Genomic DNA, 18,965 nt, shown 5'->3' with positions numbered 1-18,965 from the left:
ACGAAATCTTTATGGGTTTTTTCGATTTCATGACAGAAGATATTGCAGTAGATTTAGGTACTGCAAATACACTTATAATCCACAATGGTAAGGTAGTTATTGACAACCCCTCTATTGTTGCTAGAAATAGGCTCACTGGTAAAATTATCGCTACAGGTCACGAAGCCAGTAGAATGCAAGGAAAAACCCATGAAAACATCAAAACTATACGCCCCTTAAAAGACGGTGTAATTGCTGATTTTCAAGCTTCTGAAGAAATGATCAAGGAATTTGTAAAACAAATTCCTGCTATAAAAAAGAGATTATTTCCACCATCATTACGAATGGTAATCTGTATTCCTTCTGGAATTACTGAAGTTGAAAAACGAGCAGTTATTGATTCTGGTCGTCACATGAATGCTAAGGAAATCTATTTGATTTACGAACCAATGGCAGCAGCTATTGGTGTTGGTGTTGATATAATGGAGCCTAAAGGAAACATGATTATTGATATAGGTGGTGGTACAACTGAAATTGCTGTTATAGCACTAGCTGGTATTGTCTGTGATCAATCAGTAAAAGTTGCTGGAGATTTATTTACCAGCGATATTATGTATTACATGCGTACGCAACACAATTTATATGTTGGGGAAACTACTGCCGAAAAAATAAAACTACAAATAGGTTCAGCTACAGAAGATTTAGACACACCTCCTGAAGACATGATGGTTCAAGGACGTGATTTATTAAGTGGAAAGCCTAAACAAATACAAGTTTCTTATCGTGAAATTGCAAAAGCTCTAGATAAATCAATTTTACGTATTGAAGATGCCGTAATGGAAACACTATCTAAAACACCTCCTGAATTAGCTGCTGATATTTACAATACAGGTATTTATTTAGCTGGGGGTGGATCAATGCTTAGAGGTTTAGATAAGCGTTTATCTAGAAAAACAGATTTACCAGTATATGTTGCTGAAGACCCGTTACGTGCTGTAGTTCGAGGAACAGGTATTGCACTTAAAAATTTAGAAAAATACAAAACTGTATTAATCAAATAAATTTGAATGATTTTTTATGCAACAGCTTATTTATTTCTTACAGAAGTATAAGTATTTCTTATTTTTTCTATTCCTAGAAGTTATAGCTGTTGCATTAATCATTAACAACCATTCTTTTCATAAAAGTAAATTTATTAGCTCTACTAATTTCATTACAGGTGGGCTATATCAAAAATCATCTAACATATCGGAGTATCTTGACTTAAAAGAAACAAACTCTGTACTTGTTGAAGAAAACTTAGCGTTAAAAAATAAATTAGAAAAAATTAACACTTATCTTGATAGTGTTTCTGCTAATCAGATAATAGATACAATAAATCTCTATCAAAATTTCAACTACATTTCTGGAAAAATAATTAAGAACTCTTTTCACAAAGCTGACAACTTTTTAACAATTAACAGAGGTAAAAATTATAATGTTTTTCAAGAAATGGGAGTAATAAATAGCAAAGGGGTTATTGGTATTACTGACAATATTTCTAATAAATTTGCTAGAGTACAATCTATTTTAAATTCAAAAAGCAATATCAACGCTAAGTTTAAAAATAACAATCATTACGGTACATTAACATGGGATGGTAAGGATTACAATATTGTACAACTAACCGACATTCCACGTCAAGCAGCTTTTAAAAAAGGTGATACTGTAGTTACTGGAGGAAGATCTACCATTTTTCCAAACGGGATACCTATTGGAACAGTCGTAAAAGTACCTGAAGAATTATCTGCGGTTAATAGTATAAACATTAAACTCTTTAACGATATGTCTAACTTAAGTCATGTTTATATAATAACCAACCTAAATAAAAAAGAAATAAAAACTGTAGAAAATAACAATGAATAAAACAGTATACTTAATATTTTTATTCGTTTTCCTCTTGTTACTACAAGTGTTGGTTCTAAATAATATTTTATTTTTAGGCTATGTAAACCCTTACATTTATATCGTTTTTATTTTTTTATTCCCTATTAAGGAAAACAGGTTTTCTCTTTTATTAGTAGCTTTTTTATTAGGTTTATGTGTAGATGCTTTTTCTAACTCTGGCGGAATTCATGCTTTTTCTACTGTATTTATGGCTTATATCCGTCTATTTGTTTTTAAGGCTGTCTTCAAAAAAACATCATCAGATTATCTGCTCTTTAACCTAAGACATGAATCTTTTGATAAAGTATTTAATTATACAGCAATTTTAACATTAGTTCACCACTTCATTTTATTTAGTTTAACTAACTTTAGCTTTTATAACATTTCAAATGTGCTTATCAATACACTTTTTTCTAGTGTTTTTACGTTACTGTTGTATTTTTTAGGAAGTTTTATATTTAGGAAAAAACTCACATGAAAAGAAGTTTCTTACTTATATTTTTAATTACTCTTATTGGAATTGTTTATATCTGTCGACTATTTCAATTACAAGTAGTACACGGAGGTGAACAGAGCCTAACCAATAGTGCTACCATAAAAATTGAATACGATTATCCTGAACGTGGTTATATTTATGATCGTAATGGAAAATTGTTAGTCGCTAATCAATTATCTTACGATGTAATGATTACTCCCAAAGAAGTAGAACCTTTAGACACTTTAGAATTCTGCTCTCTTTTAAAAATCGACAAGGAAGATTTTATAAAACGTTTTAAAAAAGCTGAAAACTATGCGCGATGGCTTCCTTCGGTATTTCTAAAACAACTAGCCAAAGAAGACTATGCTTTTTTACAAGAGAAACTACCCAAGTATAAAGGATTCTATATACAAAAACGTATTATCCGAAACTATCCTATAAAATCTGCAGCCAATGTACTCGGATTTATTAGCGAGGTAAACGAATATGTAGCTAAGAATAGTGATTACTACGAACAAGGAGAATTAATTGGTAAGCTTGGTGTTGAAAAACAATATGAGAAAGAATTAAGAGGTATTAAAGGGAGAAAATACTTTAAAAGAAATAACCTAAATAAAATTACTGGTTCTTATAAAGATGGAAAATATGACACACTTGCTGTAGCTGGTAAAGATTTGACATTAACTATTGATAGTGAGTTACAACAATATGGAGAATTATTAATGTCTGGAAAAAGAGGAGGTATTGTTGCAATAGAACCTCAAACAGGCGAGATTTTAGCATTAGTAACCGCTCCTTCATATGACCCGAATTTATTAGTTGGAAGGCAACGCTCTCCTAACTCTGTAAAACTTTTTAACGACAGTATAAACATGCCAACTTTTGATAGAGGGCTGCAAGCAATGTATGCTCCTGGTTCGCCTTTCAAAATCCTAACCGGTTTAATTGGCTTACAAGAAGGTGTGATTGATGAAAACTCAGGCTTTTATTGTAATCACGGATATCGCTACGGTAAACGACCAAATGCTTTTATGGGATGCCACTGTAGAATTGTTGGACGACCTGTACGTCTAAAAACTGCTATTGCTAAATCTTGTAATACTTATTTTGCTAACACCTACAGGAAAATTATAGACAACTATGAAAACCCAACAATAGGAACTAATGCTTGGAGTGAACATGCAAAAAGCTTTGGGTTAGGTAACTATTTAGGTTACGATCTTCCTTCTGGTCAAAAAGGAAGAATACCAAATGGAAGATTTTACGACAGAAGTTATGATTTTAGATGGGGAGCTACTACAACAATTTCAAATGCCATTGGACAAGGTGAGGTAGAAACCACACCTATTCAGTTAGCAAACATGACTGCAGCTATTGCTAACAAGGGCTATTTTTACACCCCTCATATTGTTAAGAAAATTGAAGATAAACCTAATCTTGATTCAATATATACAACTCCTAGAAAAACAACAGTTTCCCCTGAACATTTCCCTATTGCTATTGAGGCAATGTATGAAACATTTACCAGAGGTACAGCTAGATATAGTCAAGTTAAGGGAATAGATATTTGTGGGAAAACAGGAACGGTTGAAAACTTTATTAGAGTAAATAAGAAAAAAGTTCAGTTAACAGATCACTCTATTTTTATAGCCTTTGCTCCAAAAGAAAACCCCAAAATAGCCATAGCTATTTTTGTAGAAAACGGAGGATATGGATCTACAATTGCGGCCCCTATTACCAGCTTACTAATTGAAAAATACTTAAACAAATCTATATCAAGAAAACATCTTGAAAACCGTATGATTAACCTAAGTCTTCAAGAAAGATATGACAATCAATTATTAATTCAAAAAAGCGATACTATTGCGACAGGAACGAAATAATATTTTTGCTGGAGTCGACTGGCTACTTGTTTTTCTCTATATACTATTAGTTGGTTTTGGATGGGTTAATATCTATGCTGCATCTTCTACAGAAGAATCGAGAGAAATTTTTGACTTTTCTACAAAATATGGCAAACAATTAATTTTTATAGGACTTAGTTTGCCAGTTATCATCTTCATCCTTTTTTTTAATTCAAAGTTTTACGAACAATTTTCCAGTGTTATGTACATTTTTTCTCTGGTTTTATTAGCTGGAGTACTTGTATTTGGTAAAAAAATTAATGGGGCTACTTCTTGGTATAATTTTGGAGGTATAGGATTGCAACCTTCTGAATTTGCAAAAGCTTTTACCGCACTAGCATTGGCTAAGCTAATGAGTGATCGTCAATACAATCTTAAACTAATAAAAAATCAGGCCAAAGCTTTTATAATTATCTTTTTACCAGCTTTTTTCATCGCATTACAACCCGACATGGGATCCGTACTAATATATTTCGCTTTCTTTTTTGTTTTAAACAGAGAAGGGCTTACGTTAGCATATATATTATTCGGAACAATTTCTATAATTCTATTCTTACTAACTATATATTTTGGAGCAAAGTGGGTTCTTATTTCATGTTTACTTGTAATAACACTTGTTGTTTTTTATGGAATCTATAGAAATAAGCGATTTTTTCGCTTCAATGTTATAAAAATAATTGGTTCTTACCTTTTTTCTATTTTTTTTATTTTGGGAATTAGTTATACTTATAATAATATATTAGGTCAACATCAAAAAGACAGGTTTGATATTTTATTAGGAAAGATACAAGACAACAAAGGTATTGGCTATAACTCTTATCAATCTGAAAAAACAATTAGTTCTGGTGGTTTTTCTGGAAAAGGCTTTTTGCAGGGAGATAGAACTCAAGGCAACTTTGTTCCTGAACAACACACAGATTATATATATAGTACCGTTGGTGAAGAATGGGGCTTTTTAGGGAGTTCTCTTGTCATAGTTTTATTTATGTTTTTGCTCTATAGGATAATCTACTTATCAGAAACACAAACTAATAAATTTGCAAGAATATATGGCTATAGTGTAGCTTCTATTTTCTTTTTTCATATTATTGTTAATATTGGTATGGTAATAGGGCTACTACCTACTGTAGGAATACCACTACCCTTTTTTAGTTATGGAGGATCATCTTTATGGGGATTCACCTTACTGCTATTCATTTTCATTCGTTTAGATGCTCATAAAAAATATGATTGGTAAATAAATTAAAACCATCTTTTTAAACATTAAAAAGAGAAATTGTAGTCTTTTTACTTACTTAAAGAATAAAAGTCAAATAATGGATCTCAAAAGTTGTTGTGGACTTGGATTTATAACATTATTTTTATTTCAAACGGTTCCAATAAAGAAGTCATAATTCAAACTTTCACTTTTCGTGTAAGCGTGTTTATTTACATATTAGGGACTAACGATAGATAGAAGAGATCATCTTAATAAATCGTGCATCAGAATTAGGATTTTGTAGTATAGGGAACTCATAGAAAAATAGAATTAGTTACTTTTTCAAAAGCACTTGTTTACCACATCAAGGATTACCACTCCATAGCAAATACGATAATTATTAATTATAATTTTATAAATAGGATTACCTAATGCTAGGACTAAATCTTTTAACACTAAAATAAAAGCGTTAAAAACATAATGTAGAGAGGTAAAAAAACAAAATTCTTCCTTTATAAATTAATAACAATCTTTGTATAAACACAATAATTGTGAGTGCTACTAAATGGCTCTTTGTATTTAATATAAAATAAAAACGCTTCGATAAAAATATCGAAGCGTTTAACTATTAACTAACCTTAAAACTCTTATAAAGCGGCAACATGTTTAGCCAATTTAGACTTTAAATTTGCTGCTTTATTCTTATGAATAATGTTGTTCTTTGCTAACTTATCTAACATAGACACAACAGTCGAAAACATTCCTTCTGCTTCCTTCTTATCTTCAGTAGCTCTTAATTTTCTAACAGCATTACGAGTTGTTTTATGCTGATATTTATTTCTTAAGCGCTTTGCTTCGTTACTTCTAATTCTCTTTAATGCTGACTTATGATTTGCCATTCTATTAATACGTTAATTGTTTATAAAAAACTTGTAGTCCGTACGGGAATCGAACCCGTGTTACCAGGATGAAAACCTGGCGTCCTAACCCCTAGACGAACGGACCAAAACAATCGTTCTGATTGCGGGTGCAAATATACAATTCTTTTTGTTATCTGCAACTAAAATTTATTTTTATTTTATTCATTTCAAAAAACAAATAAAAAGAACTTGTAGTCCGTACGGGAATCGAACCCGTGTTACCAGGATGAAAACCTGGCGTCCTAACCCCTAGACGAACGGACCAAAACAATCTTTTTGCGATTGCGGGTGCAAATATAAAAACTGTTTTTTATTACACAAAGCTTTTTTTTATTTTTTTAATATGCTTTTGCAAAAAGTACTCTTTTTGTTGATGGTTTTCCTGTTAACACACATACTCCATTCTCTTCTTTTACATCATTAGGAATACATCTTATTGTAGCTTTTGTTAACTCCTTTATCTTATCTTCTGTTTCAATTGTACCATCCCAATGTGCTGATACAAATCCCCCTTTATTTTCTATCACATCTTTAAACTCTTCAAAAGAGTTTACTTCCGTAATATGATCGTTTCTGTAAATTAATGCTCTATTATATAAATTCTTTTGAATTTCTTCCAATAAATTAGCTACAATATCTACCACCTCATCTCTAGAAACTGTTTGTTTCTCAAAAGTATCACGACGCGCTACTTCTACTGTTCCATTTTCTAAATCTCTTTTTCCCATTGCAACTCGTACGGGAACACCTTTTAATTCATACTCAGCAAACTTAGCACCTGGTCTAAAAGTGTCTCTATCGTCAAATTTTACTGATATTCCTTTAGCTCGTAATTCTTTTACAATTACATCTACTTTTTCAGAAATAGCATTTAATTGCTCTTCACCTTTATATATAGGTATAATTACAACTTGAATTGGCGCTAGCTTTGGAGGTAGTACTAAACCAGCATCATCAGAGTGTGTCATTATCAATCCACCTATTAAACGTGTTGATACCCCCCAAGAAGTAGCCCATACATATTCTTGCTTTCCTTCTTTCGAGGTATACTTTACGTCAAATGCCTTAGCAAAATTTTGCCCTAAAAAGTGTGAAGTTCCAGCTTGTAATGCTTTACCATCTTGCATTAAAGCTTCTATTGTTAAGGTATCATCTGCCCCAGCAAAACGTTCACTCTCACTTTTAGCTCCTTTAACAACAGGCATTGCCATAAAATTCTCAGCAAAAGTTGCATACACCTCTTGCATTTGCTTTGCTTCAGCTATTGCTTCTGCCTTTGTTGCATGTGCTGTGTGACCTTCTTGCCATAAAAACTCAGCAGTACGTAAGAATAAACGTGTACGCATTTCCCATCTTACAACATTTGCCCATTGATTTACTAGCAATGGTAAATCTCTGTGTGATTGAATCCATCCTTTATAAGTATTCCAAATAATTGCTTCAGATGTCGGTCGAACGACTAACTCTTCTTCCAATTTAGCCCCAGGATCTACACGTAGCTTTCCTTCATTATCTGGGTCATTTTGTAATCGGTAATGTGTAACTACCGCACATTCTTTTGCAAATCCTTCAGCATTCTTTTCTTCTGCTTCAAACAAACTTTTGGGCACAAAAAGAGGAAAATAAGCATTTTGATGTCCTGTTTCTTTAAACATTCTATCTAATTCTTTTTGCATGTTCTCCCAAATTGCAAATCCGTATGGCTTAATTACCATGCAACCTCTTACTGCTGAATTCTCAGCTAAATCAGCTTTTACAATCAATTCGTTATACCATTTAGAGTAATCTTCGGCTCTTTTTGTTAAATGTTTGCTCATAATCAAAAGTTTGGCATAAATATTGTTATTTTTTATGCGTAAATTGTATCTGCAAAACTACATTAAAAAGGTAACAAGCCCAACAAAGAACTAATTTTTTGCAGCTCATAAAAAAACAATTTACTTTAACATAAAATAAAAAGTCATGAAGCTACATTACACCAAAACCAAACTCTCTTTTTATACCTTATCATTTTTGATAGCAGCTACCTTTATATCTTGTGGTTCTGCGCAAACGGTTACTGGTAGTGATGACGGTATTTATGCTGATGAAATAGAACAACCACAACGTAAAGTAGTTGTTACTGATGATCGTGCATATGATAAATATCAAGAAAATTATTTTACCAAAGAAGTGGAACGTTTAGACGCTTTAAATGGTACTGATATTTTTACTGATATAGAAAATTATAAGTCTGAAAACGATGATTCTTATAATGATGAAGATATTATTTATGAAGAAGAACCTGAAACAAGAATTACATACAATGGTAATGAACCATGGGGTTATTCTGACAATAATGATGTAGTTATAAATATTAATACTTATCCAAGATGGGGTTATTACAACGATTGGTATTGGAATTATGGCTATGATTATTACAGACCTTGGTGGAGGCCTCGTTACTATGGTGGTTGGGCATATAACTCTCACTGGCCCCCTTACCACTGGAACTCTGGGGTTTATGTAGGTTTAGGAGGAGGTTTCTATAACTCTTACTGGAACTCTCCGTATTACAGGTACAACCATTACAGACCATATAGATACTATAATAATCGTTATTATAGACGTCCTTACAGAGGTGCCAACTACTATAGAAGTCACAGAACTGCAACAACTTCTAGAAGAGGTTATACTACAGGTCGTAGAGGAACTACCACTTCTAGACGCTCTTCTGATGTTTACAGAAGAAGTGATAGTAGAACTTATCGTAACAACAGAAATACTCGTTCTACAAGAAATACGAGAAGCTATAATACTAGAAGAGGAAGCAACTCTAACAATAGAAGTATAAAACGATCAACTAGAACAAGAAGTTATAATTCTAACGGTAGTAGATCTACCCGTAGTTATAGAAGTACGCCTCGCTCAACAAGGAGTTCAAGAGGATATTCTACTAGAAATCATAGAGCTTCTAATAATGACGGTGTTCGTAAATCTTCATCAGTTAGAAACTCTAGAAGCTATACCAAGAGAAACCAATATTCTAATAGATCTGTTAGAAAGTCGTATTCTCCAAGAAACTCTAAAAGTTATTCAAAACCTTCTAGAAATTCTCGTAGTTACTCTGCTCCATCAAGAAGTACAAGAAGTTCTTCTTCTACCAGAAGCTCAAGAGGAAGTAACAGAAGCTCATCAAGAAGCTCTAGAAGATAATCTTGCATCAAAATTTCAAGATAAGTTTTAACTAATTAATGGAAAAATGAAAAGAATTTTAACTTTCGCGATAATTATCGCTAGTACGTATACTGCCTACTCGCAATCTTTGGGCTACAATGATTTAGGAATCTTATTTTCAAGAGACAATAATTATGGAACTGCTCGTTTTGAAGCAATGAGTGGAGCCTTTGGAGCATTAGGTGGAGACATATCTTCTTTTGGTATTAACCCAGCTGGTAGTGCCGTTGCCATTAAAAGTACTTTTGGGGTAACTTTAGGTAATAGAAACACTACATATACAGCTAAGTATTACGGAAACACAACAGAAACAGAAGATGATTTTTTTAACATTACCCAAGCTGGTGGTATTTTATCTTTTGACTCTGCTCATAACTCTGACTGGAACCGTTTTGCATTAACCTTTAACTATAGATTAAAAAGTGATTTTGAAGGTTTGTTTTCTTCACAAGGTAATAGTGGTCAGGCATTATTCAATGAACATCCTGATGATATTACCAATCAGTACGACAATGGACAAGAACAACGTTTTTTTAATTCTACCTACGGAGAGAGTAGCATTTTTGAGATGGGATTCTCTGCTGTACATCTAAACAAATTATATGCAGGAGCTAGTATAAAGTTTCATAACTTTAGCTTTGGTCAAGTTACAGAACTTAGAGAAGTTAATGAAGATAATAATGGTAACACATTAAACGCTTTTAATGTTCAAGATAGTTACTTTGAAGGTAGCGGAGTATCTTTTAGTGCTGGTTTTATTTACAAAGTAAATCAAAGCTTCCGTTTCGGGTTAGCTTATGAGACTCCAACATGGTATAATGAAGTTTTTGAAGACAGCAACTTAAACGTCTTCGACCCGAATGACTCTAGATATGATGATTGGATAGGTTACACTGAAATTTCAGCAACAAACCAAAATACCGATGTTAACAGTGGTGAAGAATTTAACTCAAACATTTTCAGACTAAGAACACCAAGTAAACTTACAGCCAGTGCAGCATTTGTTTTTGGTAAACAGGGTTTAATAAGTGCTGACTATACTTATAAAGATTACAGTGGCACAAAATATAGAGAGAACGCCCCTTATTTTATAGAAACTAATCAAAACTTTGATAATGATTTCAAAGGTACTCATTCCTTAAACATTGGTACTGAGTGGCGTTTTGACAAAATGAGTGTTCGTGGTGGTTATCATTATGAAGAAAGCCCTTATAAAAATGCTCTAGACGGTGATAATATTTCTGGCTTTTCATTAGGACTTGGTTATAATTTCGGAAACGTTAAGTTTGATTTATCATATACTAACTCAGAAAACAACAGTCCGTACCATATTTATAACTCACCTGCTGTAAATGTAGACCCTATTGAATTAACAACCGATACTTCTAGAATCTCTGGAACAATTACTTTTAGTTTATAATTCATAAAAAACATACAAGAAGAGTCCTGCTATAGCAGGACTTTTTATATATACATATCTCAGTTTTTTACCGTAATTTTGCTTCTTATTTACAACTTATGAGTTCAATAAAAATAAACATACAAGAAACTAATAACGAAACCATTCTAAAATTTGTTAGTAACAAAATATTAGTAAACGGTGGTAGTTATGAATACAATAATATAGACGAGGCTAAAAACTCTCCGTTAGCACAACAGCTATTTTATCTTCCTTTTGTAAAGAAGGTATTAGTTACAGCTAACTTCATTGCTATTCAACGATATGATATTGTTGAATGGAGCGATGTTGAAGAAGAGGTTCGCGGGCAAATAGAAGCTTACATCCAAGATGGTAATTCTGTAGTAAAAGAAGAAACTACCAAAAAAGATGCTGTTGAAGTATATGCTGAAGTTACACCAAACCCTGCTGTAATGAAATTCGGAACCAACAAAGCTTTAACACAAACTGATGTTGAGTATACAAATATTGAAGAAGCAAGCAAATCTTCTCCTTTAGCACAAGCATTATTTAGTTTTCCTTTTGTAAAAGAGATTTTTATTTCTGAAAACTACATTTCAATCACCAAATACGACATGATTGATTGGAATGAAGTATACCAAGAAGTACGTACTTTTATTCGTAGTTATATACAGGAAGGCAAAAAAATTATATCTGAATTACCAAAACAGCAAACTAAGCAAAACGTTGAAGTTCCTAAAGAGAATTTAACTGATACTGAAGCTAAAATTGTTGATATTTTGGATGAATATATAAAGCCTGCCGTAGCCTCTGATGGTGGTAATATTGCTTTTCAAGCATATGATGCTAATAGCAAAAGAGTAAGCGTTATTTTACAAGGAGCTTGTAGTGGCTGTCCATCATCAACAGTAACATTAAAAAACGGTATTGAAACTATGCTTAAAGAAATGTTACCTAATCAAATTAATGAAGTAGTTGCCATTAATGGGTAATTTACCGTAAACCTAACAAAAACATATGTCTGAAAAGATTAAACCATATAAAGATTCTGAATTAGGAAAGAAAGAGCAAGTAGCTCAAATGTTTGACAATATTTCTGAAGATTACGACGGCTTAAACCGTGTAATTTCTTTAGGAATTGATGTTAGCTGGCGTAAAAAAGTGGTAAAATTAGTAGGAGAAAATAAACCTCAACAAATTTTAGATATTGCTACTGGTACAGGTGATTTAGCCTTAATGATGTCTAAATTAAACCCTGAAAGAATTGTAGGGTTAGATATTTCTGAAGGAATGCTACAAGTAGGAAGACATAAAATAGCCAAGACTGATTTATCTAATAAAATTAAAATGATTGTTGGAGATAGTGAAAACATTCCTTTTCCTGATAATACCTTTGATGCAATTACTGTTTCTTTTGGTGTTAGAAACTTTGAAAACTTAGATAAAGGCTTAACCGAAATATTACGTGTATTAAAACCTGGAGGTAAGTTTGTTGTATTAGAAACCTCAAATCCTACCAAGTTTCCTTTCAAACAAGGATATAAATTGTATACTAATTATATTTTACCTATTATTGGTAAACTCTTTTCAAAAGATAAGGTTGCTTACTCTTATTTATCAAAAACAGCAAATTCCTTCCCTTTTGGAAAGGCTTTCAACAATATTTTACAAAAAAACGGGTTTAAGAATGCAAAGAATATACCTGTAACGTTTGGTGTTGCATCAATTTATACCGCTTTAAAATAATATGTTAAAAAAGCTTTTACTTTTCGGAATTTTAGTAACGTCGTTTTCCACACAAGCGCAAAAAGAAAAAATATTGAAACTTCCTAGTTTTGACAAACCTCTTTTTCACTATGGTTTTTACTTAGGAGCTAATAATAATGGTTATAAAATTTCTTATGCTCCAAGTGATTTTGATAATGCTGAAATCGAAGTAGAGTCCTCTATTGGTTTTAATGTAGGTTTAATTGCTGACTTAAGGTTACATAATAATATTAACCTACGTTTTGAACCTGGTTTAATGTCTAACACCAAAACATTACGTTTTAAACATATACCTGGAGCAGAAAACGAAAAAACACGTGAGGTTGGAGCCACATACTTACACTTACCACTACTGTTAAAATTTAGCACAAACAGGCTTAATAATATGAGACCTTATGTAATTGGAGGAGTTTCATACGATCATAACTTTTCAAGTAATGAAAAAAACAGTGATGATAATTTTGCTGGAGAATTTAGAACATCAACCACTAATTTCATGTACGAAGTAGGTATTGGTGTTGATTTTTACTTAAGTTATTTTAAATTCTCACCTTCTATAAGAGGGGTTTTTGCCATAAATAATGAGGCTATATACGATAACAAATCTCCTAGTCAATGGACAGACCCAATTAATTTCTTAGGAACTAGAGGAGTGTTTTTGCACTTAGCTTTTGAATAAGATTTCTTAAACATATATTCACAATAAAAAAAGGCTTTCTAAATTAGAAAGCCTTTTTAAGTTTAAAAATAATATGAAGTCCCCCGAAATCCTATTACTCTTTATTATTTAGACACAAAAAATTTTATTTGGTCACTTATTTTATAAATTATTCAAAAACACAATAGATGTAAATGATTTATTTAAATTTTAAAATAAAAAAAGCCGCAAAAAGCGGCTTTTCATAAAGATTTCTCTTTATCAATCGGATAGAAGTCCCCCGAAATCTATCGTACTGTTAAAAACATTGTTTTTAGCGTTTTCAAAGATATAAAAAAATGTTAATTTTTATTATTTTTTATAACTATTTTATTGTCAACTACATTTTTAATTGGTAATATAACCTTTCCTGTATCTGTATTAATCGTAATACAAATATTATCTATTGCCACAACAACACCTTCTACTTCATCTATTATAACTTTTTCTCCTATTGATATATTCTTTCTTGAATAATAGCCAAAAAGTAATCTAGCAACAGCATCTCTAGCTCCAAAACCAAAAGCTAAAGTAAACGCTAGTAGTACAGAACCTATTAGTAATGTTAAATTACTTTTTATTACTGATGTGTCTACACCTGCTTGATCAAGAGCTGTTATAGATAAAAATATTACAATTAAATAAAAAGCAATATTTCCTACTAAATTTCCACCTGAAATTTCAAGAGACTTAAACATGGTTTGAATGGCTTTTTTTACCATTGTTCCTAAATATGCACCTGCCACAAAAATACCTACTGCTGTTAGTAGTTTTGGCAAATAAGCAAAAAAGCTTTTTATCCCATCAGAAACGACATTCATACCAAATACCTCTGCCCCAACCATTACAAAAATGAAAATTAAAAACCACTTTAAAACAGCTAAAATCACATTAGTTAAAACAATATTAATGGTACTGTTCCCAAAAATCTCTGTTTTGTTGAGTTTTTTAGACCATTCATCTATTTTAGTTTTTGATAAAGCCTTTCTAACGATATATAGAAATACTTTTATTGCCAGCCAAGAAACAATTACAAAAAGAATAAACATCGCTACAGTTGGTAATGTTTTAGCTATGTCTTGAAAAAGATTTAAAAAGGGGGCTAAAATATCTATTTGTAGAGTAATCATAATTTTTTGTAGTTAGAGTAGTTAAAATTTAGTTTTTAATCTTTTTTAGATTCGTTTTTGTTATGCGAACTGCTACTAAGCAAATCTACAATAGTACTCGGATATTTCACAACAAATAAATCTGCTATATCAATTGATAGCTTTATCATTGCTACATCATTAAGCACTTTATCTTTTAGCACTTCCGGTAACTCCTCGTTATGTAATATTTGTTTAAATGGATTATCCATAATTTATTACAGTTCGTTATACGCTTTCACTACTTTATCTTTAGCCCTTTTCAATCGCATCTTAACTGCACTTTCTCCTAAATCTAAACCTATAGAAATATCTTTAATACTCATATCATCCTGATACTTCATTAACAAGATCATTTTCTCTGAAGGAGAAATTATTTCAAGTGCTTTAGCTAGTTTATCTGATTTTAATTCAAATAGTGTAGCGTCTTCAATATCATCAATATTGCTTTCTTCTCTTATTTCATCAGTCACTAAGGTAACTTTTTCTTTTTTTTTCTCTTTGTTTCTTTGCACGTAATTAACACAAAAATTATACGTAAAAGAATACAACCAAGTAGAGAATTTAGATTTTCCTTTAAAAGTTCTCAATTTAACAAATAATCGTATAAAAACATCATGTGTTAAATCTTGTGCCTCTTCTTTACTTTTAGAAAAACTATAACACTTATTATACACCACACCTGCGTAACGGTCGTATAAAATAGCAAACAAATGAGTATCATTTTTTTCTACTATTTTACGAACCAAATCTTCGTCGTTTATTTTCTTTACATCAATACTCTCCAAGGGGCAGTATAGTTAGTTTTTCCTTCTTAGTTACGAATAAATTTAGACACTACTTTAATAATATGGTCACTTTAAAAAACATTAATACAATTCGTTTTAACATTTATTTAACAAATAGACGATTTTTTTTAAGAAACACAAAAATTTTGTAACATTATTGCAACCTCTTACGTATAAGTTAATGCAGAGTGATTGATAAATTAAAAATATATTTGAAGTAGATGAGACAACTTAAAATTACAAAACAGGTTACCAACAGAGAAACAGCCTCTTTAGACAAATACTTACAAGAAATTGGAAAAGTAGATTTAATTACTGCTGATGAAGAGGTAGAATTAGCGCAAAGAATTAAAGCTGGTGACCAAAGAGCTCTTGAAAAACTAACCAAGGCTAACTTACGTTTTGTGGTATCGGTTGCAAAACAATACCAAAATCAAGGATTAACACTTCCTGATTTAATTAATGAAGGAAATTTAGGTTTAATTAAAGCCGCTAAACGTTTTGATGAAACTCGTGGTTTTAAATTTATCTCTTATGCAGTATGGTGGATTCGTCAATCTATTTTACAAGCATTAGCTGAACAATCTCGTATTGTTCGCCTACCTTTAAACAAAATTGGTTCTATTAATAAAATTAATAAAATGTATGCTTTCTTAGAGCAAGAAAATGAGCGCCCACCAAGTGCTGAGGAAATTGCTAAGAAACTAGACATGACTGTTAATGATGTTAAAGAGTCTATGAAAAACTCTGGACGTCATGTATCAATGGATGCTCCTTTGATTGAAGGTGAAGATTCTAATTTATATGATGTATTAAACTCAGGTGAATCACCAAACCCTGACAAAACATTATTACATGAATCTTTACGTATTGAAATTAACCGCGCACTAGAAACATTAACTCCACGTGAGGCTGATGTTGTAAAATTATACTTTGGTTTGGGAGAGCATCAACCAATGACTTTAGAAGAAATAGGTGAAACATTTGATTTAACTCGTGAACGTGTACGTCAAATCAAAGAAAAAGCCATCAGAAGATTAAAACACACATCTCGTAGTAAGATTTTAATGACTTACTTAGGTTAATAACATAAACAACAACAAATAGTTATCGTAACTATTCGTTTTTTGATTAATGAATGAAAGCTCTCTAATTAGAGAGCTTTCTTTTTCATTTTAATGCCCTTAGTTTTAACTATATTTGCACATAATAACAACACAACAACTTATATATTAATGGAAAAACTTGTAGCCCCATCAATTTTAGCGGCTGATTTTGGAAATCTTCAACGTGATGTTGAAATGGTAAATGATAGTAAAGCAGATTGGTTTCATATTGACATTATGGACGGTGTTTTTGTACCAAATATTTCTTTTGGAATGCCTGTTTTAAAATCAATTACAAAACACGCTAATAAAACTATTGATGTGCACTTAATGATTGTAGACCCTGATCGTTACATTCAAACTTTTGCTGATTTAGGCGCCGACATTTTAACAGTACATTACGAGGCTTGTACACATTTACACAGAACAGTTCAAGCAATAAAAGCAGCTGGTATGAAAGCAGGAGTAGCTTTAAATCCGCATACACCAATTGCAGTTTTAGAAGATATTATAAAGGACTTAGATGTGGTTTGTATTATGAGTGTTAACCCTGGGTTTGGAGGGCAATCATTCATTGAAAATACGTACAAAAAAATTCAACAGTTAAAGAACTTGATTGAATTTAGTGAAGCTTCTACTCTAATTGAAATTGATGGTGGTGTAACTGATCAAAACGCTAATAAACTTGTAGAGGTAGGTGCTAATGTATTAGTTGCTGGCAGTTTTGTTTTCAAAAGTGACAACCCAACCGAAACAATTGAAAATTTAAAAACTATTATAAATTAAAAGTCAAAGCGTATTTAGAAACGAATCTAAGTACGCTTTTGATTTAACAGCCCTTTAATCCCTTAAAAGGTACTATAAATATAATATAGTCAATATTAATGTAATCTTTTTGAGGTTAACTTATTCTCCCCCACAAATAACATCATTCATACAAACATAGCCTCGAGGAAGTGGTTCACAGCTATGACATAAAACGTAAATCCATCCTCCATTAATTGATTTTTGTTCTGCTTTATTTAAAGCAATACCTAGGTTTGAAATGTTTTTAAACATAATAAAGTGTTTTAAGTTTCTCAAAAATAAATTCTAGAAAACAATTTAACTCACAAAAAACCATAATAAAAGTATGGTTTTATCGTAAAATTAAACTTTTCACACGGCTTATATTGAAGAAAAAGCTAAAACTGCTCTAATAAGTAATAAATTAAATCCGTGGTAGTTACAATCCCGACTAATTCATTATCATCAACAACTGGCAAAGCATGAAACTCTTTTTTAGCTAGAATTTCTGCTACCTCTTTAATTGTAGTACTAGAATTTACAGTTTCTAAGTTTTTTGCCATTACTTGATCTATTGTAAACATATTGTACACCACAGTATCAACGTCAGTTTCATTTTCATCAATTGCATCTGCAAAACTTATTCGTAAAAGGTCTGTATAACTTAACATTCCTTTTATTTCATTTCCGCTAACTACCGGAATATGTCTTATATGTTCTTTTTTAAATATTTTTTCTGCTGTCATTAAATCATCAGTACTACTTAATGTAATTACATCTTTAGTCATTATTACTGAAACTGGTGTTCTTTTTTTCATTTTAGTAAAGTTTTGTGTTATTATCTACTTCAAATTTCAGTAATAAAAACAAGTATAAACCTGATTAAAATCATAGATTATCATCTATTTTATTTCTATCTAAAATGTAATTATTTAACTATTTTTACAAAAACATTTTATCTTGATAGAAGATTTACAGAAATACTACGGTTATTTATTTGAAGAAGCATTATTAAAAGAAATAACTGATGTTGCAATAGCTAAAGAATTTAAAGCCAATGAAGTTATTATTGATATTGGAAGCTACATTACTTCTATTCCTTTGTTATTAAGTGGTGCTATAAAAATTTTGCGTGAAGATAAAGAGGGAGACGACTTAGTCTTATATTATATTGAAAAAGGTGATACTTGCGCTATGACACTTTCGTGTTGTATGGGACAGACTAAAAGTAAAATTAAAGCCGTGGCTGAAACTGATGTAAAGCTATTAATGATTCCTAAACAAAAAATGAGTGAATGGCTTAGTAAATATAAAAGCTGGCAAGAATTCATCTTACATAGTTATCACAGCAGATTACAAGAGTTTATTGATGCTATTGATACTATTGCTTTTCTAAACATGGATGAACGTTTATTAAAATACCTAAAAGACAAAGCCTTAGTAAATCAAAATGAAACAATTAGCGTAACACACCAACAAATAGCTAATGACTTACATACTTCAAGAGTAGTTATTTCAAGACTTTTAAAAGCTTTAGAAAAAAAAGATAAAATAGAACTAAATAGAAATCAAGTTAAAGTGTTAGAACTTTAACCCTGTAACTTAAGTTACATTTATTACAAGAGAATCGTT

The 18,965-nt window shown here is 31.3% G+C and carries 20 protein-coding genes and 2 tRNA genes; 13 read left to right on the top strand and 9 right to left on the bottom strand.

The window, feature by feature from the left end; translation table 11 throughout:
• The first annotated feature begins 11 nt into the window (after positions 1-11).
• The 5 genes from ACXIHB_RS12935 to rodA are packed head-to-tail and all read left to right on the top strand — an operon-like array spanning position 12 to position 5,524.
• The gene (locus ACXIHB_RS12935; RefSeq protein ID WP_047790403.1) at positions 12-1,040 is read left to right on the top strand and encodes a rod shape-determining protein; all 1,029 of its coding nucleotides are present in this window, start codon (positions 12-14) and stop codon (positions 1,038-1,040) included.
• A 16-nt stretch (positions 1,041-1,056) separates the two neighbouring features.
• Complete coding sequence (gene mreC / locus ACXIHB_RS12930; RefSeq protein ID WP_239178723.1) at positions 1,057-1,884, top strand: rod shape-determining protein MreC; 828 nt, start codon at positions 1,057-1,059, stop codon at positions 1,882-1,884.
• Complete coding sequence (gene mreD / locus ACXIHB_RS12925) at positions 1,877-2,383, top strand: rod shape-determining protein MreD (RefSeq protein ID WP_239178722.1); 507 nt, start codon at positions 1,877-1,879, stop codon at positions 2,381-2,383. Before mreC ends, mreD begins: the two co-directional genes overlap by 8 nt.
• A complete protein-coding gene (mrdA, locus tag ACXIHB_RS12920) occupies positions 2,380-4,266 on the top strand; it encodes a penicillin-binding protein 2 (protein ID WP_073184324.1) in 1,887 nt (628 codons plus the stop codon). The genes mreD and mrdA overlap by 4 nt, the downstream gene beginning before the upstream one ends.
• The gene (gene rodA / locus ACXIHB_RS12915; RefSeq protein WP_047790399.1) at positions 4,247-5,524 is read left to right on the top strand and encodes a rod shape-determining protein RodA; all 1,278 of its coding nucleotides are present in this window, start codon (positions 4,247-4,249) and stop codon (positions 5,522-5,524) included. Before mrdA ends, rodA begins: the two co-directional genes overlap by 20 nt.
• 608 nt (positions 5,525-6,132) lie before the next feature.
• Here the strand turns inward: rodA and rpsT are convergent.
• The 4 genes from rpsT to proS form a co-directional block, all read right to left on the bottom strand.
• Positions 6,133-6,384: a 30S ribosomal protein S20 gene (gene rpsT / locus ACXIHB_RS12910; RefSeq protein WP_028891217.1), complete on the bottom strand. Its 252-nt coding sequence runs from the start codon at positions 6,382-6,384 to the stop codon at positions 6,133-6,135.
• Positions 6,385-6,418: 34 nt separating this feature from the next.
• A tRNA-Glu gene (locus ACXIHB_RS12905) sits at positions 6,419-6,490 on the bottom strand.
• 107 nt (positions 6,491-6,597) lie between these two features.
• Positions 6,598-6,669, bottom strand: a tRNA-Glu gene (locus ACXIHB_RS12900).
• A gap of 74 nt (positions 6,670-6,743) precedes the next feature.
• Entirely contained in the window at positions 6,744-8,222 is a 1,479-nt protein-coding gene (proS, locus tag ACXIHB_RS12895; protein ID WP_462098402.1) for a proline--tRNA ligase, read from the bottom strand.
• Positions 8,223-8,367: 145 nt separating this feature from the next.
• Between proS and ACXIHB_RS12890 the strand changes: the two genes are divergently transcribed.
• The 5 genes from ACXIHB_RS12890 (at position 8,368) to porT (ending at position 13,487) form a co-directional block, all read left to right on the top strand.
• Positions 8,368-9,600, top strand: a complete 1,233-nt coding sequence (locus tag ACXIHB_RS12890) for a hypothetical protein (protein ID WP_462098401.1) — start codon at positions 8,368-8,370, stop codon at positions 9,598-9,600.
• 46 nt (positions 9,601-9,646) lie between these two features.
• Positions 9,647-11,041 carry an OmpP1/FadL family transporter gene (locus ACXIHB_RS12885; RefSeq protein ID WP_462098400.1) on the top strand — a complete coding sequence of 465 codons (1,395 nt, stop codon included), beginning with the start codon at positions 9,647-9,649 and terminating at the stop codon, positions 11,039-11,041.
• Between the two features lie 98 nt (positions 11,042-11,139).
• Positions 11,140-12,033, top strand: a complete 894-nt coding sequence (locus tag ACXIHB_RS12880) for a NifU family protein (protein ID WP_462098399.1) — start codon at positions 11,140-11,142, stop codon at positions 12,031-12,033.
• A 25-nt stretch (positions 12,034-12,058) separates the two neighbouring features.
• Positions 12,059-12,787: a bifunctional demethylmenaquinone methyltransferase/2-methoxy-6-polyprenyl-1,4-benzoquinol methylase UbiE gene (ubiE, locus tag ACXIHB_RS12875; protein WP_462098398.1), complete on the top strand. Its 729-nt coding sequence runs from the start codon at positions 12,059-12,061 to the stop codon at positions 12,785-12,787.
• 1 nt (position 12,788) lies between these two features.
• Positions 12,789-13,487, top strand: coding sequence for a type IX secretion/gliding motility protein PorT/SprT (porT, locus tag ACXIHB_RS12870; RefSeq protein WP_047790393.1), 699 nt, complete (start codon positions 12,789-12,791; stop codon positions 13,485-13,487).
• Positions 13,488-13,807: 320 nt separating this feature from the next.
• Here the strand turns inward: porT and ACXIHB_RS12865 are convergent, their stop codons facing one another.
• From ACXIHB_RS12865 to ACXIHB_RS12855, 3 genes are read right to left on the bottom strand one after another with little or no spacing between them, the layout of a single operon-like run.
• Complete coding sequence (locus ACXIHB_RS12865) at positions 13,808-14,635, bottom strand: mechanosensitive ion channel family protein (protein ID WP_047790392.1); 828 nt, start codon at positions 14,633-14,635, stop codon at positions 13,808-13,810.
• A 35-nt stretch (positions 14,636-14,670) separates the two neighbouring features.
• Entirely contained in the window at positions 14,671-14,865 is a 195-nt protein-coding gene (locus tag ACXIHB_RS12860; protein WP_047790391.1) for a hypothetical protein, read from the bottom strand.
• A 6-nt stretch (positions 14,866-14,871) separates the two neighbouring features.
• Positions 14,872-15,441 (bottom strand): RNA polymerase sigma factor, encoded by a 570-nt coding sequence (locus ACXIHB_RS12855; RefSeq protein ID WP_159494737.1) that lies wholly within the window; start codon positions 15,439-15,441, stop codon positions 14,872-14,874.
• Between the two features lie 221 nt (positions 15,442-15,662).
• Here ACXIHB_RS12855 and ACXIHB_RS12850 point away from each other — a divergent pair, with 221 nt between their 5' ends.
• Entirely contained in the window at positions 15,663-16,526 is an 864-nt protein-coding gene (locus ACXIHB_RS12850) for a sigma-70 family RNA polymerase sigma factor (RefSeq protein ID WP_028891227.1), read from the top strand.
• 150 nt (positions 16,527-16,676) lie between these two features.
• Positions 16,677-17,333, top strand: coding sequence for a ribulose-phosphate 3-epimerase (gene rpe, locus ACXIHB_RS12845; protein WP_159494738.1), 657 nt, complete (start codon positions 16,677-16,679; stop codon positions 17,331-17,333).
• Positions 17,334-17,453: 120 nt separating this feature from the next.
• Here rpe and ACXIHB_RS12840 read toward each other — a convergent pair whose 3' ends face one another.
• Positions 17,454-17,606 (bottom strand): hypothetical protein, encoded by a 153-nt coding sequence (locus tag ACXIHB_RS12840; RefSeq protein ID WP_156167105.1) that lies wholly within the window; start codon positions 17,604-17,606, stop codon positions 17,454-17,456.
• A gap of 125 nt (positions 17,607-17,731) precedes the next feature.
• Complete coding sequence (locus ACXIHB_RS12835) at positions 17,732-18,151, bottom strand: CBS domain-containing protein (RefSeq protein WP_047790388.1); 420 nt, start codon at positions 18,149-18,151, stop codon at positions 17,732-17,734.
• A gap of 142 nt (positions 18,152-18,293) precedes the next feature.
• Between ACXIHB_RS12835 and ACXIHB_RS12830 the strand changes: the two genes are divergently transcribed.
• Positions 18,294-18,926: a Crp/Fnr family transcriptional regulator gene (locus ACXIHB_RS12830; protein WP_047790387.1), complete on the top strand. Its 633-nt coding sequence runs from the start codon at positions 18,294-18,296 to the stop codon at positions 18,924-18,926.
• Positions 18,927-18,965: the final 39 nt, after the last annotated feature.

The organism is Tenacibaculum sp. IMCC1 (assembly GCF_054906355.1).
Note: the sequence above shows the minus strand (reverse complement) of the source record. Positions and strands in the feature narration are given on the sequence as shown.